Raw genomic sequence first — 24,904 nt, forward strand, 5'->3', positions numbered from 1 at the left:
GTCCGGGCGGTTCCGCTATTTCACGGTTTGGCCTTGCAGATCGATCGCGCGTTCAGGAGGCCCCAGCCGAATATCGGGTCCTTGCCTGGATCGCCGAGGTCTTCCGCATTTCCGGTCAGGGCGTTGCGGATCTGCTCGGGAGCGAGCGCCGGCTCCGACGCTTTCATCAGCGCCACCGCCGCGGTCACGAAAGGCGCGGCGAACGATGTGCCCGTCTTCGGACGCGCGCCGCTGATCGAGGCCGCGGTCCAGACCGCGACGCCGGGCGCCGCGAAATCGATGTGCTCGCCGCGCCCGGCGCGTCGGTAGGGCCGCTTGCGCTTGTCGGTCGCGGTGACGGCGATCACCTCTTCGTAGGCCGCCGGATAGACCGGCTCGGCCTTGGGCCCGTCATTGCCGGCGGCTGCAACCATGATGATGCCGCGTCCGCCGAGCTTCTTGACGGTCTCTCCAAGGAGCAGATTGGGCGGGCCGGCAAGACTGAGATTGATGACCTGTACCTGACGGTTGGAGAGGAGGTCGAGCGCGCGCACGAGATCAAAGGCGCCGGAGCGGTCGTCTTGCCGGCCGGCGCGGTGAAAAGTGTCGACGGCGATCAGCTTGCCGCCGGGGATCAGGCCCGGCGTGCGGCTCGTCGCGGAGCCGACGAGCAGGGCGGCGACGGCAGTGCCGTGCTGCTTGCCGGATTCGGGCAATTTTCTATCGCTGAGGCGGATGATCTCGATGCTGTTGCCCTCGAAGGCATTGTGTTCGGGGTTGATCGCCGTATCGACGAGACCGATCGTCGTGCCGCCTGTGCAGGCGCCCGGCCAGTCTTGTGCGGCGGGCCAGCCGATCACGCTGCGGGCGAGGCAGTCGGTCCCGGGGCAGGGCGTCTCGGCCCGTTGCTCCGGCCGGAAATAATGATTGAAGTCGATGGTTGCCTCAGGTGCGAGAGTTCTTGCCTGCTCCCTCGCAGCGTCGAGTGTCACTCCCGCGGGGATGCGGAGCTTGACGACTTCGGAATTGAAGGTTGCCATCGTGCTGCGTTCGAGGACTTCGAAGCCCGACGCCGTCAGTTGCTCGATCTGTGCCGGGTCGAAGCCCAGTCCAACGATCTCGTCGGGTGCCCGGATCGGCGCGGGTGCGACGGCCTGTGAGCGTCGCGGAGTGCTTCGACGCGGCAGCAGCGCCCGGAACGGGAACAGGCTCCTGCCGCCGCGCCATCCCGCTCCGGCGCCGTAGGAGCCGGAGCGCCCGGAGGAGGAGCCGCCGCCATCATCGTCGTCATCGTCGGCGAAAGCTTCGCTCGCGCCCAGCAGTTGAGGCGTGATTGTGTTCCACGGCGCAAGAACTTCGCCGGCCACGAGCGCGATTGCAGCAAGGGGTCCAATCAGGGCAAGTCTGAGCGTGGTCGCCATCTGAGAACCTCGATCGGCTCGGCCGTGCCAGGGACCGCGGAGCATTCCTTGGACGCACTGGCGAGTGCCTGTAGACTGGACGGAAACGGTCGAGTCGTCCACTTATTCCAGTTCTAGGTCCTGGACCTGGCTCAAATTGCGGAGTTTCGGGGCATGAGCGATGCGGTAAAAGAGGTCGGCGAACGCCTGATAGCGTTCCTGCCCAATCTTCGCCGCTTCGCCATCTCGCTCTGCCGCACACGCGACATCGCCGACGATCTCGTGCAGGCGGCTTGCGAACGGGCGCTCGCCAGTGCCGAGCGCTTCGAGCCGGGCACGCGCTTCGATGCATGGATGTTCCGCATTCTCCGCAATCTCTGGATCGACCAGGTGCGCAGGCAGAAGACCGCGGGCGTGCAGGACGATATTTCCGAACGCCACGACATCGCCGGCGCATCCGGCGACCGCGAAGCCGAAGCGCGGTTGACCCTCAAGACCGTGGCCGACGCGATCGACCATTTGCCGGACGAGCAACGCGAGGTGCTGCTTCTCGTCTGCGTCGAGGAGCTGTCCTATCGCGAGGCGGCCGATGTGCTCGACGTGCCTATCGGAACGGTCATGAGCCGGCTGGCGCGGGCGCGCAAGAGCCTGGCCGAGGCCACGGGAATAACGGGGGCGACGGGACGTTCTCAGGTGATGAAGGGCGTGAATGAATGACCAGGACGGATTTCTCCGACGAGATACTGATGCGCTTCGCCGACGGCGAGCTCGACGCGGAGACCTCCGCAGAGATCGAGCGGGCAATGGAGACGGACGACGAGCTGGTCTCGCGCGTGGGGCTCTTCATTGAAACGCGCCAAGCCGCGAAGGCGGCCATGCAGCCGCTTCTCGATGAACCGCTGCCGGCGGAACTCGAGGCGGCCGTCGGAAGAATGGTCGCCGAGAAGACGTCTGCCCAGAATGCGTCCAGCGCCAGCGTACTGGCCTTCCCGCGGCGCGCCGCGAACGATCGGCGGGCAAGCCGCTGGCTCGTTGCCGCCGCTTCGCTTGCGGCCGTCTTCGCCGGCGTCGGCGGATATTGGTTGGGCGGACGCGGAGAGCCGACGTCCGGGGGCGCCTTGCCTCTCGTGGCCGTCAGCAGCCCTGCGCTTGCCGAGGCGCTGGCGACCGTTGCCTCCGGCGAGGAAAGACAATTGCTGGCTTCCAACCAGCGCTTTCGGGTGATCGCGACTTTTCGGGACAGGGCGCAGGCGCTCTGCCGTGAATTCGAACTGGACTCGGCCGACCGCTCGACCGTCGTTTCGGTTGCCTGCCGTGCCGGATCCGAATGGCGCGTGACCTTCGCTGTCGCTGCGCCCAGCGGCAGCGGCGGCTATGCCCCAGCGTCCTCGACCGAAACGCTCGACGCTTACCTTACGGCGATCGACGCCGGGCCGCCGCTCGAGGCCGAGGAAGAGGCGAAGGCCCTCTCCGATCTCCGCGAAGTCAGGCAATGACGCTGACGCAAATCCTCATGATGGAATAGAGTCGCGCATCGCCCGTTACTCCAGCGGACCGAAGAACAGGTCCGGTTTTGAAGAGGAGTAATTGGCATGACGAAGAAATGGATGACTACAGCCCTTGCAGCGGGTCTCGCGGCATTCGTAGGCTCCGCCGCCGAGGCAAGGGAACACCCCCCGTTAGCTGATGGGGAGAGATTGTCCAAACAATCGGTCCGGACGACCGGGCGCAGCGATGGCGAGATCATCGTCGCCGGGAACAGTTCGTCCAACTCGAGCTCCAACTCGTCGGGCAATTCAAGTTCCAATTCATCTTCGAACAGTTCCTCGAATTCGAGCTCGAACTCATCTTCGAACAGCTCTTCGAACTCGAGCTCGAACTCGTCCTCGAACAGTTCATCCAACTCGAGCTCGAACGGCTCCGACCGGAGCTATCGAGCCGGCAGCCTGTGGCGCACACGCTGAGGCTTAGCGCATAAGAGCGGGGGCCGGACGATCGATCCGGCCCCCGCTTTTTTTCGCCTTACGTGGCTTCAGCGAGAAGCGCGTGCCACCTTGCGGTACCAGCCTTGGCCCGCAATCGTGTTGCGGTGGATCGTCTCGCGTTCCGTCGCCTCCATGCGCGTCTCGGCGCGAATTTCCGCGGTGACGGCCGCGGCATCGCGGCGGAACGGTATGACTTGCACGAGCGGTGTTCCCTTTTCGACGGTATAGAGGCCGTCCGGCGCTGTCACGAAAAATGGAAAATGGATATGCGCCGAATAGGTATCGGTATCGACGATGCCTGCAACGCATTCGAACGGCTGCCCCGGGCGGTTGAGCGGCGGCAGAAACAGGCAGCTCCAGCCCGGCGGCGTGCGGATCGACCAATAGTTATGGAACTTGCAGGGCGGGGTGGGTTCTCTCGGATTTCCAGCCACCTGGTGGGCGCCGTGATTGCTGACCATCACCCGGTCGAACTCCCAGCCCCCCTCGACGCTGCGGCCGTTGTCCTTGATCTCCAGTCTCACGGTTGCGGCGATCGGCAGGATCCAGCCGGTCGTCATTGCGTCGAGAAAAGGCATGCAGCGTTTGACTGTCAGGCCGTTGTTGGTGGTCGACAGATGCGCTGGATCGACAGCGGGCAGCTTGCGGAACCAGTCCGGCAGGATCGTCTTCGCCGGGACCGGCGGCGCGATGACGCCGCTATCCTCCGGCCGGCAGAGAAAGCGGATCGCTCGCGGTTCTTTCTGCAAAAAATGAAACATCCCGGTTCTCCTTTTGAATGGCACGAGAGAAACGGGCCGGCGCGACTTCTATTCCGCCCGCGGCGGCGATTGCGAGGGAGTCGGTAGAGGTGCTCAGGACCGAGACCCGGCGTTCAGCCCCTACAAGTTTACAGCTTGAAGTTTTAACACAAAGGGTGCAAGGTTTCCGCGCCACTACTCAAGGTGGGCTAATCAGTAAGTGCTTTTCGATCGTCCAGGCAACCGTTCCCAATCGGAGGCCGCATGACCAGCACTGCTCAGAAACTTTCGCTCGTTTCGCTCTCCGCCCTTGTTGTCGGCTCCATGGTAGGGGCGGGCATATTTTCGCTTCCTCGGACGTTCGGTGCCGCCACTGGGCCGTTCGGAGCCATCATCGCATGGTGCGTCGCCGGCGGAGGGATGTATGCGCTCGCTCGCGTCTTCCAGGCGCTCGCCGAACGAAAGCCCGATCTCGACGCGGGTGTTTACGCCTATGCCAAGGCGGGTTTCGGCAACTACCCGGGCTTCCTTTCTGCCTTCGGTTATTGGATCGGTAGCTGCATCGGCAATGTCTCGTACTGGGTGCTCATCAAATCGACGCTAGGAGCCTTCTTCCCAGTCTTCGGAGATGGTAATACGGTGGTCGCGATTGCCGTCGCATCCGTCGGCATCTGGCTCTTCCACTTCATGATCCTCAGGGGCATCCAGCAGGCGGCCGGGGTAAACACGATCGTCACGATTGCGAAGATCGTGCCGATCGTGGTCTTCATCCTCATCCTGATTTTCACCTTCAAGCTGGCCCAGTTCCAGGAGAACTTCTGGGGCGGCACGGGGATGCCGGAGACGAGCCTCGTCGAACAGGTACGGGCGACTATGCTGGTTACGGTTTTCGTCTTTCTCGGGATCGAGGGAGCGAGCGTCTACTCCCGCTACGCCCAGAGGCGCTCGGACGTCGGCAGGGCGACCATCCTCGGTTTCGCTGGCGTGATGGGACTGATGGTGCTCGTGACGCTGCTCCCCTTCGCGAGCCTGCCGCGCGCTGAGATCGCCGGCATGCGCCAACCTTCCATGGCATCCGTGCTCGAGGCGGTCGTCGGACCATGGGGATCGGTCTTCGTCAGCCTCGGCCTGCTCGTATCGGTGCTGGGAGCCTATCTCGCCTGGCAACTCATCTGTGCGGAGGTGCTCTTCACCGCGGCGAAGACGGATGACATGCCGCGCGTATTCGCCCGCGAGAACGCCAACCGCGTTCCGGTCGCCGCGCTTTGGCTCACCAATATCATCGTCCAGCTCTTCGTTATTTCCACCTATTGGTCGCAGGACGCCTTCGCGCTGATGATCAATCTCACCAGTTCGATGTCGCTCATTCCCTATCTCCTTGTCGCAGCCTTCGGCGTGCTGATCGCGAGGCGGGGCGAGAGTTACGAGGTGCGCCCGGAAGAAAGGCGGCGCGATCTGCTGGTGGCCGGGATTGCGACCGCCTACACGCTCTTCATGATCATTGCCGGGGGGCTGAAGTTCGTCCTCCTATCGGCGATCCTCTATGCGCCGGGGACGATCCTCTACATCTGGGCCCGTCGCGAGCGCGGGGAAAAACTCTTCACACCCGTGGAGCTCGTGATTTTTGTCGCCGCGGTCGCCGGTTGCATCTTCGGCATATACGGATTGGCATCCGGCAGCATTGTCATCTGAATGGTGAAAGAGGTACACCATGTCGTCATCACAAGAACTCGGTGTTCATTCTGAAGTCGGCCAGTTGCGAAAGGTGATGGTGTGCGCGCCTGGCCGCGCCCACCAGCGTCTGACGCCCAGCAATTGCGACGCTCTCCTCTTCGACGATGTCCTCTGGGTGGATAACGCCAAGCGCGATCACTTCGATTTCATGAACAAGATGCGGGATCGCGGTATCGAGGTCCTCGAAATGCACAACCTGCTTGCCCAGACGGTGGCCATTCCGGAAGCAAGGGCATGGATTCTCGATCAGCAGGTCGTTCCCAACCAGGTCGGTCTCGAACTCGTCGCGGAGATTCGAAGCTACCTCGAAGGGTTGCCCGACCGGGAACTTGCCGAAACGCTCATCGGCGGCCTTTCCACGCTCGAGTTCCCCGACCACATCGGCGGAGAGACGCTCAGGCTGATAAGGGAGGCTGCCGGCGTTGCGGAATATCTGCTGCCGCCTCTGCCGAACACCCTCTACACACGCGACACCACCTGCTGGATTTACGGTGGCGTCACGCTGAACCCGCTCTATTGGCCGGCGCGACACGAAGAGACATTGCTCGCCAGCGCGATCTATCGGTTTCACCCGGACTTCGCGGGAAAGGTCAAGGTCTGGTGGGGGGACCCCACCCAGGACTGGGGCCTCGCCACTTTGGAGGGCGGAGACGTCATGCCGATCGGCAAGGGTGTCGTTCTGATCGGCATGAGCGAGCGAACGTCCCGGCAGGCGATCAGCCAGCTCGCCGCCCGGCTCTTCGCGGAAGGTGCCGCCGAACGGGTCATCGTCGCGGCCATGCCGAAGCTGCGCGCCGCCATGCATCTCGATACGATCTTCACCTTTGCCGACCGGGACTGCGTGCTGATCTATCCGGATATCGTCAACGCCATCTCCGCTTTCTCCTACCGCCCCGGATCAAAGCCGGGAACGGTGGATCTACACAAGGACGAGGGCAGCTTCGTCGAGACCGTTCGAGATGCGCTCGACCTCAAAGAGATGCGCGTGGTCGAGACCGGAGGCAGCGACTACATGCGCGAGAGAACGCAATGGGACAGTGGCGCGAACCTCGTCTGCGCCTCGCCCGGCGTCGTCTTCGCCTATGATCGCAACACCTATGCAAACACGCTGTTGCGAAAGCAGGGCATCGAGGTGATCACCATTTCCGGGGCAGAGCTCGGGCGTGGTCGTGGCGGCGGTCATTGCATGACCTGCCCGATCGTGCGGGACGCCGTCGACTACTGATCGGGAGGATGTTCGGTCATTGTCGGCTCAATCGTGCAGAGCAAGCCTCCACGAGGCGCCGTCGCCTCCTCAGGCAGTGTCTCGTCGCGGTATGATGCTTATTCCGCCATCAGCCTCGAGAACCGCAAACTTGATCTCTTCGAGGCGGGCGAGACCCTGTTGCTCTCTCGCGGCGACCAATATGTCGTCTATGCTCACCCTCGCTCTTCTTAGCGCATGATCATCGATTTCGCCGTCTGCAATGAGAACGGTCGGTGTGCCGTCGAGGACCAGTGCGAGCTTGGGCGACCACTGTTTGAAGTGGGAAAGCACGATATCGACGCTGAACAAGGTGAGGATGAGCAGTGTGGCGTTGACAATCGAAAAATCGTCGCCGAGCAGCGCTTGCTGGGTCGTTTCGGCGATGATCAACAGCAACACGAAATCGAAAGGCGTCATCTGCCCGACCGTCCGCCTTCCAGAAAGGCGCAGGACGATCAACAGAACGAAGTAGACGGCGATGCCGCGAGCTACGGATTCCATCGAAATCCTCCCTCGGTCATGATGATTTCGGGTCGGAAGACAGCGCGCATGTCCTTTCCTCAACTCGGCTTAGGGCCAGACAATCGTTCGGACTGATCGCATCGGCTCCCCGTTGACGCTGACCTTGTAGACAACGATGCCGGGCCGTTGGGAGCGCACGTGAACGGTCAGGGCGAGGGGCTGCGGCGTGGGGGACTTGAAGTGGTAGACGGTCCCGTCGCCCTCTCCTTCGGTAAAGAGCGGCGGCGGCTCGATGTCCTCTACCTGGAAGGTTCGGAAGAACTCGGAGGTAAAAACGAGGCGCCGATCTCCATCACCGGCCGTCAAGGACACGCTCAGAGAGTCCGATGCTTGCCAGCGGCTGAACCGGGGGATCTCGACGAGGCCGCCTTCAAAGGCGAGCGCCTGTCGGGCGAAGTAACCACTGGAGCCGGTCATGCCCAGAATTGCTAGAAGGAGAATACAGCCGAAGCCGATCCAGGCGATCCGTTCCACCCTCCAGAACGACTCCTGGAACTTTCGATGCTCCTCGAGTTGCAGTCCATCGTCGCGTACCGGCGGTTGATCCAAGGCGTACCTCCATGAAGCATGGTTCAACGTTTCGGATCGGAGGAATGTTCCAGTTCGAACCAGGCGCTTCGCGGCTTCTGCAGCTGTGTTTTTGAAAAGTCCGGATGTGCTGTGCTGAGTGGCTTGGGCCGATCGCGACCGGGTGGACGATGCAATTCGCGCTCGCCTTCTTATGGCGTCTCACCAGGGACAACTGCCGGTGCGATCTCCATCTGCGATGGCCTCGGAGGCTGCGAGCCGCGGGCGGTGGAGGGGGCTGGTTCACCGGCCGCGGCTCCAGCCGGACGTGGCGCTTGGCCGGCATCGCTGGTGACCGCCGGACTTCTCTGTCCGTCCGTGCCGACCGGGCTTGGTGTCACCGAACCATCGGCGGCCGCGACGCGCCAGACAGTATTGCCGGCGTCGTCGGCAATGAGGAGCGCGCCGGTGCCGTCGATCGCAACGCCGACCGGTCTGCCGCGCGCCTGGTCACCCTCGATGAAGCCGGTCACCACGTCCTGGGCCTTTCCGGCCGGCCTGCCGTTCTCGAACGGTACATAGACAACCTTGTAGCCATTGAACGTCTTGCGGTTCCAACTGCCGTGCTCCCCGATGAACGCGCCGTTCGCATAGGGCGCCGGCAGGGCGGAGCCGTTCGAGAAAACGAGGCCGAGTGCGGCGACATGGCTCGAAAGCGCGTAGTCGGGGGCGATCGCCTTCTCCACCATGTCCGGGCGAGGCGGGTGGACCCGTTCGTCCACATGATCGCCAAAGTAGCTCCACGGCCAGCCGTAGAAGCCGCCTTCCTGCACCGAGGTCATGTAGTCCGGCACCAGGTTTGGCCCGAGTTCGTCCCGCTCGTTGACGACGGTCCAGAGGACGCCGCTCTCGGGATGGAAGATCAGACCGTTCGGATTGCGCAGGCCCGACGCAAAGACGCGGGCAGCGCCCGTTTCCCGGTCCACCTGCCATATGGCGGCGCGGCCCTTTTCGGCTTCGAGCCCATGTTCTGCGACATTGGAGTTGGAGCCGACCGAGGCGTAGAGATATCGCCCATCGGGGCTGAGCGCGAGGTCCTTGGTCCAATGGTGATTGATCGGACCGCCGGGAAGCGGCGTCAGCACGGTCGGCTGCGCCGTGATTTCCGTTTGCCCGAGCGGATAAGGATAGGCAAGGATCGCGTCGGCCGCCGCCACATAGAGCGTTCCCCCGTACCACGCGACTCCGAAGGGCGAGTTGAGGCCAGTCAGAAGATCACGGCGCTCGTCGACCTGCCCGTCGCGATTGCTGTCGCGCAACAGAGTGATGAGATTGCTCTCCTTCTCCGGTTCGCCGCCGCCGCTACGGGCCATCGACATGATCCAGCCGCGGATCAAGTCCTTGGGTCGCGAGACAGGCTTTCCGGGCGGCTCGCGCGACTGGACGACGAGCACGTCGCCGTTGGGCAGGGTGTGTACCGTGCGTGGATTGGCAAGGTCCGTCGCATAGGCGGTAACGGCGAGGTCTTCGGGCACGGTTGGCGTCTCGCCGTCCCTCCAGCCGACGACCTCGGCGACTTTCATGTCGGGCAAAAGCTCCGAGATGGGCTCCGGCAAGACCGGATTGGGACCGATCTGCTGGGAAATGTCGAAATCGGTGCCGTCTTCGCTGCAGGCGGCAAGCGCCAGGAGAAGGAGGCAGCTTCGGGCGAAGGCGGCTGCACGAAAGAAACTGGAGCTGCTCATGAGTACCCCACTCCGACATGCGTTCGATGGAGCATCGCGCGGTCAAGCAAAGCGATGAGGATGATGAGAAGCACCGTCGCCGCAGACAGGATCAGTCCGTAGGGGACGACAGCGCTCCAACCATCGGCGGCGTGGACGAGATTGTTGACGAAGGCGAGGCCAAGAACGACCACATAACCGACCGTGTGGAGCCAAATCGCCGCTGGCGCGCGACGCTTCGATCGAAACAGGAATTCCGCCACGCCGGCCAGGGCCGCTACGACTCCGAAAACCACTCCGGCAAAGAGCAGCCAGGCAGAGAAGTTCTGCCACATGCCATATCCGGTCTGCCAAAAGGCGATGTCGGTCAGAAGGGCGAGCGTGAAGCAGACAACTGGAAACGGCGCGAACAACGAATGGATCGGGCTGGTGACGGTCGCGGCAGTCGATGGAGAGTTCAGGCTCATCGGTGCCTCCTATTCGGTCGCGCGTTGAAACCGCGGGCCCGCGCATTTGTTCCTTCACCAAATTCGTAGATCGGCGAGGGAAGGCCGCAACCCAGAGGAGGTGGCGGACTGGAACCATGGCGCCTCCAATCAGTTTCAGCCTTCAACGCAGCAGGTTGATGCCGAGCATCGCATGGATGGTTGCGCCGGCCGCTCGCGGCCGCGACCACGGGATCATGACGGAGCAGCTCCGCCGCTCAGAGGGTAGGGAGGAACGATGGGGCCGTTGGCGATGCACATGAGCGTGCACATCCTGCTGATGAACCTCGTCGCGCCGCTGGCGGCACTCGGAGCGTCGCGAATTCGACCGGAGAGGCAGGAGGTCGCTGCAGGCATGCTGGCGCTTGCGACGCTTGCGCAGCTCGTCGCCCTCTGGACCTGGCACGCCCCGCCCCTCCTCAACCGGGCGCTCGAATTCCCTTCGGTCCATTTGCTGATGTATGGCAGCCTGTTTCTCACCGCCGTCCTGTTCTGGTGGACAGTCTTCCGCTTCAGTAAGGAGCGCTGCTGGCAGCCGATCGTCGCGCTCCTCGTGACGAGCAAGCTTTATTGTCTCCTGGCCGTGCTCTTCGTTTTCGCGCCGAGGGCGCTTTACCCGAATATCGCCCACGCCCATCCGAGCGACGGCGCTCCGGTTTTGAGCGCAACCTTGGCTGACCAGCACCTTGCGGGGCTCATCATGCTGGCCGCCTGCCCGGCAACTTACGTCCTGGCCGCTATCGCCATCGGCGCGCGATGGCTCTTTGCGATGGAAACCGGCAAGCCCCAGCCGGACGTCAACCCGGGTGAAGAAGCGTGGAGTTGAAGAAGCTGCACTGGACGACGGTTGCGGCGGTGCTCGGCATGGGTGCCGCGGGGCTGGTAGTCGCCGGCACCATTTTCGTGTCGTCCGGGATCTACAATGTCGCTGCCTCCAGCGGCCATTTGCGGATCACGACCTGGCTCATGGCGATGGTCCGCGAGCGTTCAATCGACACCCGGAGCTTTCCGATCGAGGTTCCGCCGCTCGACGATGAGGGGATGATCCGTCTCGGCGCGGCCCATTACGAAGGCGGCTGCGTGCCCTGTCACGGCCGGCCGGGCGAGGAAATGAACCCGATCATGAGCGCCATGCTGCCCCCGCCGCCGAATCTGACGGAGATCGGCAAGCGGCGCCCTCCGGAGGAAATCTTCTGGATCGTCAAGCATGGCCTCAAATATACCGGGATGCCGGCATGGCCGAATACCGGGCGCGACGACGAAGTCTGGGCCGTCACGGCGTTCCTCGCCGGCCTTCCCGACGCCGCAGGCGATTACCCGGACTTTGCGGGCCTCACGCGGGGCGGCGACACGCGTCAGGGGCTGGCGAACGACCGCGTCTTTACCCGATGCGGGCGCTGTCATGAAACCGAAGGCACAAGCACCAACGGCGACCGCATCCCCCGGCTTGCGGGACTGCCGGAAGCCTATCTGCTTCGCAGCCTCCGGGAGTACGCCGAGGGAACCCGCGCTAGCGGTGCCATGGAGCCGGCCGCGGACCTCTTGGATGAGGGCGAGATGCGGGAGCTCGCGGCCTACTATTCAGCGCTTCGGCCGGTCGGGCGCAAGGCTCTCGTCGCGCCCGACGCGGAGCGGCTCCGGCGCGGAGAAACCATCGCCACACAAGGCATTCCGCGACATGGAGTGCCGGCCTGCCTGAGTTGTCACTCCGGGCGGCAGTCATCCTACTTTCCGCGGCTCGCTGGCCAGCATGCCCCCTATGTCGCCGAGCAATTGCGCCTCTGGCAGCGAGGAGGGCGCGTCGGCACGGCCTATGGGAGGATCATGGCGGTAGTCGCCCGTGCACTGAACCCCGAGCAGATCGAAGACGTCGCCGCCTATCTGGCGTCATTGTCTCCGGATGCAGCGCCTCCGGAACCGATGGCGGAGGCGAACCGATGAGGTTCGCCGGACCATTCGCCCCGCCAGCCCTTCTCGCGCTGCACGGTTGTGCCGGCGTGCAGTCCGCCTTCGATCCGGCCGGCGCGGAGGCCGAGCGTATCGACGGTCTAAGCTGGCTGTTGATCCTGTCGTCGGCCGCGGTTCTCGTTGCGGTCTGCCTGATCACGGCCGGTGCGCTTTTCGGTAGCGAGCGCTGGCGCGCCCGCATTTCCGGCGAAAGGCTGGTGATCGGAGGCGGTCTTGTCTTCCCGATCCTGGTCCTCAGCATCCTCCTCAGCTACGGCTTCTACCTGATGGGACCCGGCTCGCCGGCGGGACGGGCGGACGGACGCTTGCGGATCGAGGTCGTAGGCGAACGGTGGTGGTGGCGCGTGACCTATGTCGACGAGAGCGGTCGACGGGTAGAAAGCGCCAACGAGATCCGCCTGCCTGTCGGCCGGCCGGTAGAAGTCGAACTGACGTCGGCCGATGTGATCCACAGCTTCTGGGTTCCGCGTCTCGCCGGCAAGCTCGACATGATTCCCGGCCGCACCAACAGCTTGACGCTTCAGGCGACGAAGGCCGGGATCAGCCGCGGCCAGTGCGCCGAGTATTGCGGCGGGGCGCATGCCTTCATGTCCTTCTATGTGATCGCAATGCCGGAAGATCAATTCGCCGCCTGGCTCGAGCGGGAGGCCGGCGACGCACAGATTCCGACCGGCGCGGAGGAGACGGCGGGCCAGACGTTGTTCCTGTCGTCGGGCTGCGTCGCATGCCACAGCGTGCGCGGAACCGAGGCCCGGGGCACGATAGGCCCGGACCTGACGCATGTCGGCAGCCGGCATTCGCTGGCCGCCGCGACACTGGAGAACGACGTCGCGGCCTTTGCCCGCTGGATCCGCGACGGTGAGCACGTGAAGCCGGAAAACCTCATGCCGCCATACGACATCTTCACGCAAGCCGAGCTGGCGCAGCTCTCTTCTTATCTGGACCAACTGAGGTGACGGTCGATGCTTGATTTCACCGGCCTTGGCCTGTGGCTGAACCTGCCGATTTTCGCCGGAGCGGCTGTCTCGGTCTGGATGGCGGGCGTCCGTATCACGGGTCATGCCAATGTCATCAGCGAGAAGACAGGCGTCGGGCAGGCATTCATCGGCGTCGCGCTTCTGGGCGGCATCACGTCTTTGCCGGAACTGGCGGTGGCGGTGACTTCCTCGCTCAGCGGCGACGCCAGCCTCGCGGTCAACAGCATCCTCGGCGGCATCGCCATGCAGGTGGCGATCCTTGCACTCGCCGACGCTTTGATCGGCCGGAAGGCTCTGACGTCTGTCATTCCCGATCCGGTCGTGATGTTGCAGGGCGGTTTCAAGATCCTGCTCCTGTCGATCGTCACCGCCTCGATCGTGGTCGGCGATGTTGCGGTTCTTTCCACCGGCCTTTGGATGTGGCTGCTCGCCGCGGTGACCGGCCTCGCCCTATGGGTCCTGTCGCGGGCGCAGCACGGCCGGCCCTGGATCGCCAATGACGAGGAGGTGACGCGGGAAAACGAGGAGAAGCGGGCGCGGGAGGAGGCCAAGGGGGGCAAGAAGCAATCCCTTAGCGCGGCGGCCTCGGCCGCGGCCGCCTGCGGCGGCGTCATCGTCGTCGCAGGCTACCTGCTGTCGCGCACGGGCGACGCGATCGCCGAAGTGAGCGGCCTCGGCCAGAGCTTCGTCGGTGCGGTGCTCGTGGCGATCGCAACCTCGCTCCCGGAGTTGAGCACAGTCTTCGCCGCCACGCGGGCCGGCCTCTACACCATGGCAATGTCCGACATCTTCGGCACGAACCTCATCGACCTCTCTTTCCTTTTCGTCATCGATGTCACCGGCGGCGCCGATGCGGTCATGAACGGCGCAGGGCGCTTCGAGGCTTTCGCCGCGCTGATCGCAATCACCGTGACGGCGGTCTTCTTCATCGGCTTGCTCGAGCGGCGGGACCGCACGGTCTTGAGGATGGGCTACGACTCCTTCGCGGTCCTCATCATCTATCTGGCCGGCCTGGTGGCTCTTTATTTCCTTCGCGATACGAGCGGCGGAGGCGGATGATGGAGCTTCCCAACCCCGATCCCCGGCCTGAGGGAGAGGTCCGCGAGCTCGAGCGCATATGGGCGACGCCGCGCGGCTGGCGGTTGGTCACGGCCGTGAACAACACGATCATCGGCCTCCTCTATCTCGGCGTGGCGTTCCTCTTCTTCCTGATGGCCGGCGTGCTGGCGCTCATCATGCGCACGCAATTGGCGGTCGGCGACAATCGCCTCATCGGCCAGGACCTCTACAATCAGATGTTCACCGTTCACGGAACGACGATGATGTTCCTGTTCGCGGTGCCCGCGATGGAGGCGCTCGGCGTCATGTTGCTGCCGCAGATGCTCGCCGCTCGCGACCTGCCCTTTCCGCGTCTCAGCGCCTTTGCGATCTGGGCCTATGTGGTCGGTGGGCTGGTCTTCTTTTCGACCATTTTCTACGATCTTGCGCCGAAAGGCGGCTGGTTCATGTATCCGCCGCTGACGCTCACGGAATATTCCCCGGGCGACAACGCCGATTTCTGGTTGCTCGGCATCGGCTTCATCGAGATATCGGCCATTGCCGGTGCGATCGAGATCGTCGTCGGCGCGCTCAGAACCCGGCCGCCGGGCATGTCGCTTGCCAAGATGCCGATCTTCGCCTGGACGATGCTGATTTTCGCCAGCATGATCATGTTCGCCTTTCCCGCGGTGATCCTCGCGACGATGATGCTCGAGATCGAGCGGGCGTTCGGCTGGCCCTTCTTCACCGCCGCGCTCGGCGGCGATCCGCTGCTGTGGCAGCACCTCTTCTGGTTCTTCGGGCATCCGGAGGTCTATATCATCTTCCTTCCGGCCGCGGGGCTCGTCTCGATGATCGTGCCGACCATGGCGCGCACGCCTCTGGTCGGCTACCGTCTGATCGTCGTGGCGCTGATCGGCATCGGCTTTTTCAGCTTCGGGCTGTGGGTGCATCACATGTTCACGACCGGCATTCCGGCGTTGAGCCTTGCCTTCTTTTCGGCGGCGAGCATGACGGTGGCCATTCCCTCGGGAATTCAGGTCTTCGCCTGGATCGCGACGATCGCAGCCGGCCGAGAAGGGCTCCGCATGACGACCGCGTCGCTGTTTGTTCTCGGCTTCCTGTTCATCTTCACCCTCGGCGGGCTCACCGGCGTCATGGTGGCGATGGTGCCGTTCGACTATCAGGTGCACGACACCTATTTCGTTGTCGCGCATTTCCACTATGTGCTGATCGGCGGGTTTGTCTTCCCGCTGTTCGCCACCTTCTACTACTGGACGCCGCTCTTCAGCCGGCGGGCTCTCTCCGAGAGGCTCGGCCGGTGGGTCTTCTGGCTGATGTTCATCGGCTTCAACGTCGCGTTCCTGCCGATGCATTTGACGGGGCTCAGGGGCATGCCGCGGCGCGTCTGGACTTATCCGGGTGAATTAGGCTGGGACCTGTTGAACGCCGTGTCCACCGCAGGAAGCTACGTGCTGGGGGCGGGAGTCCTGCTTTTCCTGATCGACCTGGCCGCGAACTTCCGCGTCGGGAAAGGCGGCGTCGAAAACCCGTGGGCGGCCGGCACGCTGGAATGGCTCCCGAACGACGTCTACTCCACCCGCAGCATTCCCTGTGTCACCAGCCGTGAGCCCCTCTGGGATCGGCCGAGCCTGCCGCAGGAGGTGCAGGAGGGGCATCATTATCTGCCCAATGCTCCGACCGGCGGGCGAGAGACCATCGTGACGTCGCCGATCCATGCCCGCCCGCAATATGTCATCCAGATGCCGGGACCAGGCTGGCCGCCCTTCCTGGCCGCGATTTTCACGGCCGCCTGCTTCCTATTGCTGACCGTGAAGCTGGTGATGGTCGCCACGATTTGCGGGGTGATTGCCATCGCCTTCTGTCTCGTCTGGGCCTGGGGCCTCGACCCTGGGCCGTCAAAGGGCGAGATCGAGGTCGCCAAGGGCGTTCGCCTGCCGACCTACATGAGCGGGCCCACATCGCATTCCTGGTGGGCCATGGTCGTTCTGATGTTCGTGGCAGGATCCCTCTATGTCGCCTACGTCTTCTCCTACTTGTTCCTCTGGGTCGTGTCGCCGGAGGTCTGGGCACCGGCCGGATCTCCGTTGCCTCCGTCTGCTCGATGGCCTCTTTCCGCGGGCGCTCTGCTGCTCGCGGGATCGGGGATCGTATGGCTCGTCAGCCGGAAGCTCGAGAAGGTCGCCGCCTCGCGCGTTTTGGTCGCGGCTGCGCTCCTTCTGTCGCTCGCCTGCCTGGTTGGTTCGCTTGCGCTCGAGGTCGAGGGGCATCTGACGACGGGCCTGCGCCCCGGTGATAATGCCTATGGCGCGATGGTCTACCTCGGCGTCGTCCTTTTCGGACAGCTCGTCCTCGCTCTGGTGGTCATGGGGCCGTTCACCATAGCACGGCATGTGGCCGGCAAGCTCGATGCCGTGCGCCGTGTGACCTTCGATAACTACATGCTGCTTTATCACTACACCGTCGCCCAGTCTTTGCTGGGGCTTGGGCTGATCCATGGTTTTCCGCGGCTGATCGGATAGGTGCATCATGAAGGAACCCGCCCCACAGCCTGTCAGGGAACCGCCGGTCGCCAGCGCCATTCTGTTCCTGCTGACCGGACCAATTCTTTGGGCGGGACATCTGACGCTCGTCTATGCCTTCCAGTCAGTGACATGCGCCATCGGCGCCTTCCCGTCGGCGGCAACGGTCATTCCGGCACTCGTTGCCCTGGCGACGCTTGTCGCGGCGATGCTCCTCCTCGTCGCCATATGGGCTCCCGGGGGGCTCACGCTATATCGATCCGAAAGAGGGGAGAACCAGACCTTCTTGAGAGCCGTCTCGCGGCTGCTGAGCATCCTGTCGCTCACGGGTGTCCTGTGGACCGGCTCGGCGGTATTCGCGCTCGACGCATGCGGCCGGCTGCGATGAAGAATTGAGCGGCTTCTCCGGCGCCCGCCGTCGGGTCAGGGAACGATCCCCCGGCAAGCCCAGGCGACATTCGCAAAGGATCTCGGGCCGTCGGGCTGGCCGGCCTCGTACGCGTCGCGCATGGCAGCGTCGACGCGGGTGCGCTCCGCGGCATCGAGCGTCGCCACATATTTGCCGAGCGGCCCTTCGCCGGCGGCAATCGGCGCCCAGTAATCGTCGAAGTTCCGGTAGTCCATGCGGATCATCAACTGCGTTTCCGTAACGTCCGCGAGACCCTCTTCGACAAAGGTCCGCTTCATTTCGCCCGGTCGCATCATCGGTTGGAAACAATAGCGGGCGCGCAGTTGCCGCCCTCCTTCGCTGAGTGCCGCCACCGTGTCGACCATCATGCGCATACCGGGCATGCCGCCGAGATGATCCCACACGGCCGCGGCGACCACGCCTCCCGGCCTGACGACGCGGCGCATTTCGGCGACGGCCTTGCTCGCCTCCGGCACGAAGTGCAGCACCAGCAGCGCCAAGGCGCGGTCGAACGCGCCGTCCGCGAAGGGCAAGGCGCAGGCGTCCGCCTGGCGGATATTAATGCGCGGATCGGTGTTGCGCCGGATAGCCTCCTCGACAAAGACGGGCGAATAGTCGATCGCGGCGATCTCGCTAAGATCGGCGGCCTTGGCGAGCGCGAAGGTGAGGCTGCCGGTACCGCAACCGACGTCGACAATCTTTTCGCTGTCGGCGAGCCCCGCGAAGTCGATGAACGGGGGTGCTAGTCTTTGGCTCCAGCGGCCCATCAGCTGCTCATAGCCTGCCGCGTCGTGGACGTTGAAGCTTGACGTCATCGAAGCCTCCCTAAGCTCAGCGCATCCTAGAGTAGATCGCGCCGTGGTTCTTGCCAAGGCACGAGAGCAGACGCGATGGCCGGGACCAGCGCTCGCCAAAATGCCGGCTCATCTCTGGGTCGTGCGCGCAAACGTCACCTACGGTCCGGAACAGATCGGCAATTGCGGCGTTTTGCGTGACCGGCGGAGATTTGCGATGTGGGCCTTGAAGGCGGCGATCGTTTTCGTGGCGGCCATTTTTCTGGCTGCGGGCGCTTTCCTGCTCTTCGCTTGGAGATCAGAGATTTCCGAAGAGGCTACGGCTGGAGAAGCGAGTTTCGCTCCTGAGCTCGTCGCGAGGGGCGCGCAGTTGGCGGCAGTTGGCAATTGCATAGCCTGCCATACCGTGCCCGGTAAACCGGCGTTTTCCGGCGGCCTCGCAGTACCGACGCCCTTCGGCACCATATACTCCACCAACATTACCCCCGATCGGGAGACCGGCATTGGCGGCTGGAGCGAGGCTGCATTCGAGCGGGCGATGCGCGAGGGGGTGGATCGGACGGGAAACCACCTCTATCCGGCCTTCCCCTATGACCACTTCACCCGCGTCACCGCTGAGGACAATCGCGCACTTTACGCATTCCTGATGACCCGCGCAGCCGTCAAGGCGGAGGCTGCGGAAAACGAGCTGCCATTCCCGCTCGAGTTCCGTCCTCTCCTCGCAGGGTGGAAACTGCTTTTCCTTCATGAGGGCGAGGTGGAGCCGGAAGCGGCTCGCAGCGAGGAATGGAACCGCGGGCGCTATCTCGTCGAGGGTCTCGGTCATTGCGGCGCGTGCCATACGCCGCGTAACGTGTTCGGTGCCGAAGACCGGGATCGGCACCTCGGCGGCGGTGAGGCCGAAGGCTGGCAAGCCTATGCGATCAACGCGGACGCCAAGGCTCCGATACCCTGGGATGAGCAGAGCCTCGCCTTCTATCTTCGCAACGGCTGGCATGAACATCACGGCGTCTCCCGCGGACCGATGGCCGAGGTAACCGGCAATCTTTCGCTCCTTCCGGACAGCGACATCGCGGCGATCGCCACCTATGTCGTTTCGGTCATGGGAGATCCGACGCCAGAGCGCGCGCAAAGAGCAGCAGACTTGCGCGAACAGTTCGAAGCGGATCGGCTGGAGCAGGCAGGCGATAGCCAGAGTTCCGTTGCGCTTGCCTCCGGCGGCGAGGGCGGAGAGACGCTCTACCAAGCCGCCTGTGCAAATTGCCACCAAGGCGCGCGGCGGCAGCCATTCGGAGGCCTCAACTTCGAGCTCAGCACTGCCGTCAATGCGCCGAACCCGCAGAACATCGTGAATGTCGTGCTTTTCGGTCTGCCGCCTGCCGACGGCGAGGCGAGCGCGGTGATGCCTGCGTTCCGGCATATCCTGAGCGACCAGCAGGTGGCCGACCTGCTCGCTTACATGCGCGAAAGTTTTTCCGATGAGCCGGCCTGGGGCGGGCTCGTCGAGCAGGTCGCGAATACCCGTTCCGGCGCGTACAAGGTAACGATCCGGCCGTCGGACGGCATAGAGAGGGCGCCGCACAATGTCGGCGCCGAGGAGGACTGATGACCATATCGCTGACGGTCAACGGCAGCTCGCATGCGATCGACGCGGATCCGGCGACACCTCTGCTCTACGTATTGCGCGATGACCTGGGCTTGAACGGCGCCAAATACGGGTGCGGCCTCGGCCAGTGCGGCTCGTGCACAGTCGTGGTCGATGGCGAAGCCGTGCTTTCCTGTATGGTGCCGATCATGCTCCTTGAAGGGCGTGAGGTCACCACGGTCGAAGGTCTGGGCACGCTCGAAAAGCCCGGGCCATTGCAGCAGGCATTTATCGAGCTGCAGGCGGCGCAATGCGGCTACTGCATTCCGGGCATGATGATGAGTGCGCATGCCTTGTTGCGCAGAAAGGCGCAGCCGAGCGAGGAAGAGATCCGGGAAGCGCTGACGACCAATCTCTGTCGATGCGGAACCCATATGCGGATCATGGCGGCCATCCGCCGAGCTGGAGAGCTGATGCGGGCCGCCTCTTTGCCCGATCCCGACGAAGGGAGGACAGGCTGATGAGCATTCTTCAAGAAGAGGTCACCCGTCGTGGTGTGATCGCCGGGACCGGGGCGCTCGTCGTCAGCTTCTCACTCGTCCGCGCATTTGCCCAGGACCTGCCGCCGGCGACGCCCGTGACCTTGCCCGGGAGCCTGGACGATGAACGTTTCCTCGATTCCTGGATCCGGATCGATGCCGACAATTCGATAACCGTCTTCACCGGCAAGGCGGAGCTCGGCCAGGGCATCCGCACGGCACTTCTGCAAGTTGCTGCGGAAGAGCTGGACGTGAAGCCGGAGGATATCCTGCTCGTCACGGCCGATACCGGCCGTACGCCGAACGAAGGCTTCACCGCCGGCAGCCAATCCATGCAGAACAGCGGCACTGCCATCAGGAACGCCGCCGCGCAAGTTCGCGCGCTGCTGCTTTCTGAAGCGGCGAAGCGCTTCGCCGTGGCTCCCGCAGAGCTCAAGAGCGAAAACAGGACCGTGCTGGCAAAGGACGGGAGAAGCCTGACCTATGGGGAGCTCGTCTCGGAATTGATGCTGCATGTGGAAGCGCAGCCGCAATCGACGCTGAAAGAACCGAGTGCGTTGCGGGTCATGGGCAAGTCCCTGCCTCGCGTCGACATACCGGCGAAGGTGACGGGCGGTCAGGCCTATGTGCACGATCTGCGCCTCGACGGCATGCTGCATGCGCGTGTCGTGCTGCCGCCGAGCCCGGCGGCGGAGCTCAGCGAAGTCGATGCGAGCGCTGCCGAGGCGATGCCGGGTGTCGTCGCGGTCGTGCGCGACGGCAATTTCCTGGCGGTTGTCGCGGAGAAGGAATTCCAGGCGGTGAACGCCATGCGCACTCTGGCAGCAACGGCAAGATGGCAGGAAAGGGAGTCGCTTCCGGACCAGACCGATCTGCCGGCAGAGCTGCAAAGGCTGGAACGCGAGGTCGGCACCGTAGCGGAAGCCGGTGTGCTCTCGTCCGGGGCCAAGCAATTCGAGGCGACCTTTACGCGGCCCTATCAGATCCACGGCTCGATCGGCCCCTCCTGCGCGGTCGCTGAGATGAAAGCCGATGGAAGCTTGGACGTCTGGTCCCACACGCAGGGCGTCTATCCCGACCGCGCCGCGATCGCCGAGATGCTGGCGATGTCGGAAGAGAAGGTCCATGTCATCCACATGGAGGGATCGGGATGCTACGGACACAACGGCGCCGACGACGCGGCGGCGGATGCCGCCCTCATTGCGACCAAGGTTCCGGGCAGACCCATTCGCGTCCAATGGATGCGGGAGCAGGAGCATAGCTGGGAGCCCTATGGCCCGGCGATGCTCATGAAGGTCAATGCGTCGCTCGACCGCTCGGGCAGGATAGCGAGCTGGGCCTACGATGTCTGGAGCAATACCCACTCGACCCGCCCCGGCGGTGCCGGCGCGCTTCTCGCCGCACGCCATAAGTCGCAGCCTTTCCAGCCGAAGCCGCCCGAGCTCAACATCACCCCGTCGGGCAACGGTGACCGGAACGCCAATCCGCTCTACGCCATCGCGAACAAGCGCGTGCTTTGGCATTTCCTGCCGGACATGCCGTTGCGTGTCTCGGCCCTCAGAGCTCTGGGTGCCTATGCGAATGTCTTCGCCATCGAGAGCACGATCGATGAGTTGGCGTTGATGGCAGAGGTCGACCCGGTCGAGTTCCGGCTGCGCCACATGGCGGATCCGCGCGCGCGTGCCGTCATCGAACTGGCTGCCGAGCGCTTCGGCTGGAACGGCCCGCAAATGCCGAAGAATCGCGGGCATGGCTTCGGGTTTGCCCGCTACAAGAATCTCGCCGCCTATCTGGCGGTGGCGATGGAAGTGGAAGTCGAGCCGGAAACCGGGCGCGTGCGCGTGGTGCGCGCCGTCTCGGCCATCGACAGCGGCGAGATTGTCAACCCGGACGGAATCCGCAACCAGACGGAAGGCGGCATCCTGCAATCGATCAGCTGGACGCTCTACGAGGCGGTGGCCTTCGACAGGACGAGGATCACGAGCACCGATTGGTCGAGTTATCCAATCCTGCGTTTTGCAAGCGTTCCCGACAGCGTCGAAGTGCATATCGTCGAGCGTTCCGGTGAACCGTTCCTCGGCACCGGCGAGGCGGCCCAAGGCCCTGCGGCCGCGGCTGTCGCCAATGCGATCAGAAACGCCATCGGCAAGCGCCTCTACGATTTGCCGTTTACCAGAGATCGAGTGCGAAGCGCCGTAGGACATGCTTGATCGCGGCTAGCCGATGGTCGGCGACCCGCGACAGCATCGCGAACCAAGATTCATCGCCAGCCCGCCGCTGACGCGGCGGGCATCGACTCGGTCAAGCCTGGACATGAGGATTATGTCGTTCGTCCCACAAGGCCCAAGCGGATATCGCTGCGACCAGCAGACCCAGGACGACATGTGTCCATCGGGCGTCGGTATTGGCGGCGAAATCAAGCAGCCAAGGCGCAACGACAAGCCACATCCCGAACACCATGTTCGCCCATTCCTCCCACTCCGAGAACACGGTCAGCATCGCGAGTGCCAAGGCACCAAGGACAACGGCGCCAATCCATGCGCTCCAGGCAGGCACGGGCTCCGCCGCGAAGCCCATGAGCCAAGGCGAGACGAAAAGAGCGACGGCGAGGATGAGGTTCATCCAGTCTTGCAGTTTCTTGTTTTCCATCAGCGCATTTGCCATGACAACCTCCACGGATGAAGCTTGAACAAAGCATGCGCGCGATGCGCGCCAGATTCAGATAATTAAAGCGAAGTGACGCTCAATACCCGGCGCAAACGCACGGAGGCTCCTTTAGTGAAAAGCGGGGGGCGGCTTTCGTCGGTGGAGAGTGGAAAAGGCGCGGCCGCTCAGGTCCGACGCGCGGCGGTCTTGGGGGTGTCGCGTCCGCGGTCTTCGACTATGGCCCGCAACTCGGCTTCCGTGATCGTCTCCCGCTCCAGAAGAAGCTTTGCCGATTGCTCGAGGACGGGTCGGCGCTCCTTGAGCAAGGCGACGGTACGCTCGAATGCATCGTCGACGATCCGGCGCACTTCCTCATCGAGGATCGCGGCGGTCTCTTCCGAATAGTCGCGCTCGCTCGGCCCCTGGTAGAGCGGGTTGGGCGTCAGCATCGATCGACGATCCCGTTCGAGTGCGACATGGCCGAGCTTCTCCGTCATGCCGTAGCGCGCGACGATCGCGCGCGCGATGTCGGTGACCTTGACGAGGTCGTCGGCGGCTCCCGTCGAAAGGTGGCCGAAGACGATCCATTCGGCGGCGCGCCCGCCGAGCAGCACGGCCATCTTGTTCTCCAGTTCCTCCTTCGTCATCAGGAACCGGTCCTCCGTCGGCCGTTGGATCGTATAACCGAGCGAGCCGATGCCGCGCGGGATGATCGAGACCTTGTGCACCGCATCGGCCCCCGGCAATGCCATCGCGACAAGCGCATGGCCCATTTCGTGATAGGCGACGATCTCGCGCTCCCGCGGATTGAGCAGCCTGTTGCGCTTCTCCAATCCCGCAATGATGCGCTCGATGGCGTTGTTGAAGTCGTCCATGGTCACGGCATCGGCTCTGCGCCTCGTTGCAAGCAGCGCTGCCTCATTGACGAGATTGGCGAGATCCGCTCCGGTGAAGCCGGGGGTGAGCGCTGCGATCTGTTCCGGCTGCACGTCGTGGGCGAGCTTAGCCTTTCTAAGATGCACGTTCAGGATCTGCACGCGTCCCTGCTTGTCGGGACGGTCGACAAGGACCTGGCGATCGAAGCGCCCGGCGCGCAACAGCGCCGGATCGAGGATCTCCGGCCGGTTGGTGGCGGCAAGCAAGACAAGCCCGGTCGAGGGATCGAACCCATCGAGCTCGACCAGCAACTGGTTGAGCGTCTGCTCCTTCTCGTCGTGTCCTCCGGCCATCGGACCGATGCCGCGGGCGCGGCCGAGCGCATCGAGTTCATCGATGAAGATGATCGCGGGTGCTTTCGCCCGGGCCTGTTCGAAGAGATCGCGCACGCGGGCGGCGCCGACGCCGACGAACATCTCGACGAACTCCGAACCGGAGATGGAGAAGAACGGCACTCCGGCTTCACCGGCGACGGCTCTCGCAAGCAGCGTCTTGCCGGTGCCGGGCGGGCCCACGAGCAGCACGCCCTTCGGCATGCGGCCGCCAAGCCGGCCATAGCTTTTCGGCTCCTTCAGGAAGTCGACGATCTCCTTCAGTTCGTCTTTGGCCTCGTCAACCCCGGCCACATCCGTGAACGTCACGCCGGTATCGGTCTGGACATAGATTCTCGCCTTCGACTTGCCGATCTGCATCAGGCCGCCGCCCATTCCGCCCGCCATGCGCCGCAGCATGAACATCCAGAGTCCAATGAAGATGATCGCCGGAAGGACCCAGGAGAGGAGGTCGCGCAGGAAGGTGTTCTCGATCTGCCCGGCGACGACGACACCACGCTCCTGCAATTGCCGTGCAAGGTCCGGCTCGACGCGGGTGGTGATGAACATCGGCTTGCCGTCCTGCGGGCTCTTGAAAGTGCCCTGGATGAAGCGGTCCGAGACCGCGACCTCGGCGATCTTGCCTTCGGCGAGGTAGGTTTCGAACTGGCTGTAGGGAATTTGCGCGACCTGGGTCGCGGTCGCAAAGATATACTGGAAAAGCATCAGAACGAAAAAGGCCGCGACCCAGTACCAGATGTTGAACTTCGTCAGCTTGTTCATCGCAACGACCGTGTCTGGCTGGCGGCGGCCGCCGTCTCAGCGGTTCCAGTCCC

Annotated in this window: 22 protein-coding genes; 13 read left to right on the forward strand and 9 right to left on the reverse strand. The window is 63.8% G+C overall.

Annotated features, from left to right (window positions below):
- Positions 1-20: 20 nt before the first annotated feature.
- Positions 21-1,400 (reverse strand): S8 family serine peptidase, encoded by a 1,380-nt coding sequence (locus M728_RS25095; RefSeq protein ID WP_026620479.1) that lies wholly within the window; start codon positions 1,398-1,400, stop codon positions 21-23.
- Positions 1,401-1,553: 153 nt separating this feature from the next.
- Here M728_RS25095 and M728_RS25100 point away from each other — a divergent pair, with 153 nt between their 5' ends.
- Entirely contained in the window at positions 1,554-2,096 is a 543-nt protein-coding gene (locus tag M728_RS25100; RefSeq protein WP_026615679.1) for an RNA polymerase sigma factor, read from the forward strand.
- Complete coding sequence (locus M728_RS25105; RefSeq protein WP_026620480.1) at positions 2,093-2,875, forward strand: anti-sigma factor; 783 nt, start codon at positions 2,093-2,095, stop codon at positions 2,873-2,875. Before M728_RS25100 ends, M728_RS25105 begins: the two co-directional genes overlap by 4 nt.
- A 536-nt stretch (positions 2,876-3,411) precedes the next feature.
- Here M728_RS25105 and M728_RS25110 read toward each other — a convergent pair.
- Positions 3,412-4,125: a DUF6065 family protein gene (locus M728_RS25110; protein WP_026620481.1), complete on the reverse strand. Its 714-nt coding sequence runs from the start codon at positions 4,123-4,125 to the stop codon at positions 3,412-3,414.
- Positions 4,126-4,368: 243 nt separating this feature from the next.
- On the opposite strand from M728_RS25110, the gene M728_RS25115 reads away from it, so the two are divergent.
- A complete protein-coding gene (locus M728_RS25115; protein WP_026620482.1) occupies positions 4,369-5,796 on the forward strand; it encodes a basic amino acid/polyamine antiporter in 1,428 nt (475 codons plus the stop codon).
- Positions 5,797-5,815: 19 nt separating this feature from the next.
- A complete protein-coding gene (locus M728_RS25120) occupies positions 5,816-7,063 on the forward strand; it encodes an arginine deiminase (protein WP_026620483.1) in 1,248 nt (415 codons plus the stop codon).
- A gap of 69 nt (positions 7,064-7,132) precedes the next feature.
- On the opposite strand, the gene M728_RS25125 is transcribed toward M728_RS25120, so the two are convergent.
- From M728_RS25125 to M728_RS25140, 4 genes are all read right to left on the reverse strand, one after another.
- Positions 7,133-7,585: a DUF421 domain-containing protein gene (locus tag M728_RS25125; protein ID WP_026620484.1), complete on the reverse strand. Its 453-nt coding sequence runs from the start codon at positions 7,583-7,585 to the stop codon at positions 7,133-7,135.
- A gap of 69 nt (positions 7,586-7,654) precedes the next feature.
- Positions 7,655-8,155: a hypothetical protein gene (locus M728_RS25130; RefSeq protein WP_026620485.1), complete on the reverse strand. Its 501-nt coding sequence runs from the start codon at positions 8,153-8,155 to the stop codon at positions 7,655-7,657.
- Positions 8,156-8,325: 170 nt separating this feature from the next.
- Complete coding sequence (locus M728_RS25135) at positions 8,326-9,858, reverse strand: sorbosone dehydrogenase family protein (protein ID WP_026620486.1); 1,533 nt, start codon at positions 9,856-9,858, stop codon at positions 8,326-8,328.
- The gene (locus tag M728_RS25140) at positions 9,855-10,304 is read right to left on the reverse strand and encodes a DUF2231 domain-containing protein (RefSeq protein WP_026620487.1); all 450 of its coding nucleotides are present in this window, start codon (positions 10,302-10,304) and stop codon (positions 9,855-9,857) included. Before M728_RS25140 ends, M728_RS25135 begins: the two co-directional genes overlap by 4 nt.
- A 256-nt stretch (positions 10,305-10,560) precedes the next feature.
- On the opposite strand from M728_RS25140, the gene M728_RS25145 reads away from it, so the two are divergent.
- From M728_RS25145 to M728_RS25170, 6 genes are read left to right on the forward strand one after another with little or no spacing between them, the layout of a single operon-like run.
- Positions 10,561-11,148: a cytochrome c oxidase assembly protein gene (locus tag M728_RS25145; protein WP_051440885.1), complete on the forward strand. Its 588-nt coding sequence runs from the start codon at positions 10,561-10,563 to the stop codon at positions 11,146-11,148.
- Entirely contained in the window at positions 11,139-12,263 is a 1,125-nt protein-coding gene (locus tag M728_RS25150) for a c-type cytochrome (RefSeq protein ID WP_026620488.1), read from the forward strand. The genes M728_RS25145 and M728_RS25150 overlap by 10 nt, the downstream gene beginning before the upstream one ends.
- Positions 12,260-13,246, forward strand: a complete 987-nt coding sequence (locus tag M728_RS25155; protein ID WP_026620489.1) for a c-type cytochrome — start codon at positions 12,260-12,262, stop codon at positions 13,244-13,246. Before M728_RS25150 ends, M728_RS25155 begins: the two co-directional genes overlap by 4 nt.
- A gap of 6 nt (positions 13,247-13,252) precedes the next feature.
- Positions 13,253-14,326, forward strand: coding sequence for a sodium:calcium antiporter (locus tag M728_RS25160; RefSeq protein ID WP_026620490.1), 1,074 nt, complete (start codon positions 13,253-13,255; stop codon positions 14,324-14,326).
- Positions 14,326-16,848: a cytochrome c oxidase subunit I gene (gene ctaD, locus M728_RS25165; RefSeq protein WP_026620491.1), complete on the forward strand. Its 2,523-nt coding sequence runs from the start codon at positions 14,326-14,328 to the stop codon at positions 16,846-16,848. The genes M728_RS25160 and ctaD overlap by 1 nt, the downstream gene beginning before the upstream one ends.
- A gap of 7 nt (positions 16,849-16,855) precedes the next feature.
- The gene (locus M728_RS25170; RefSeq protein ID WP_034883527.1) at positions 16,856-17,236 is read left to right on the forward strand and encodes a hypothetical protein; all 381 of its coding nucleotides are present in this window, start codon (positions 16,856-16,858) and stop codon (positions 17,234-17,236) included.
- Positions 17,237-17,271: 35 nt separating this feature from the next.
- On the opposite strand, the gene M728_RS25175 is transcribed toward M728_RS25170, so the two are convergent.
- The gene (locus M728_RS25175) at positions 17,272-18,072 is read right to left on the reverse strand and encodes a class I SAM-dependent methyltransferase (RefSeq protein WP_026620493.1); all 801 of its coding nucleotides are present in this window, start codon (positions 18,070-18,072) and stop codon (positions 17,272-17,274) included.
- A gap of 196 nt (positions 18,073-18,268) precedes the next feature.
- On the opposite strand from M728_RS25175, the gene M728_RS25180 reads away from it, so the two are divergent.
- From M728_RS25180 to M728_RS25190, 3 genes are read left to right on the forward strand one after another with little or no spacing between them, the layout of a single operon-like run.
- Complete coding sequence (locus M728_RS25180) at positions 18,269-19,657, forward strand: cytochrome c (protein ID WP_026620494.1); 1,389 nt, start codon at positions 18,269-18,271, stop codon at positions 19,655-19,657.
- Complete coding sequence (locus tag M728_RS25185; RefSeq protein WP_026620495.1) at positions 19,657-20,157, forward strand: (2Fe-2S)-binding protein; 501 nt, start codon at positions 19,657-19,659, stop codon at positions 20,155-20,157. The genes M728_RS25180 and M728_RS25185 overlap by 1 nt, the downstream gene beginning before the upstream one ends.
- Entirely contained in the window at positions 20,157-22,385 is a 2,229-nt protein-coding gene (locus M728_RS25190) for a molybdopterin cofactor-binding domain-containing protein (RefSeq protein ID WP_026620496.1), read from the forward strand. Before M728_RS25185 ends, M728_RS25190 begins: the two co-directional genes overlap by 1 nt.
- 91 nt (positions 22,386-22,476) lie before the next feature.
- On the opposite strand, the gene M728_RS25195 is transcribed toward M728_RS25190, so the two are convergent.
- Complete coding sequence (locus tag M728_RS25195) at positions 22,477-22,839, reverse strand: SPW repeat protein (RefSeq protein WP_026620497.1); 363 nt, start codon at positions 22,837-22,839, stop codon at positions 22,477-22,479.
- Positions 22,840-23,006: 167 nt separating this feature from the next.
- On the reverse strand, positions 23,007-24,851 hold the full coding sequence (gene ftsH / locus M728_RS25200; RefSeq protein ID WP_026620498.1) for an ATP-dependent zinc metalloprotease FtsH: 1,845 nt from the start codon (positions 24,849-24,851) through the stop codon (positions 23,007-23,009).
- Positions 24,852-24,904 lie beyond the last annotated feature (53 nt).

It is taken from the genome of Ensifer sp. WSM1721 (assembly GCF_000513895.2).
GTDB lineage: Bacteria > Pseudomonadota > Alphaproteobacteria > Rhizobiales > Rhizobiaceae > Sinorhizobium.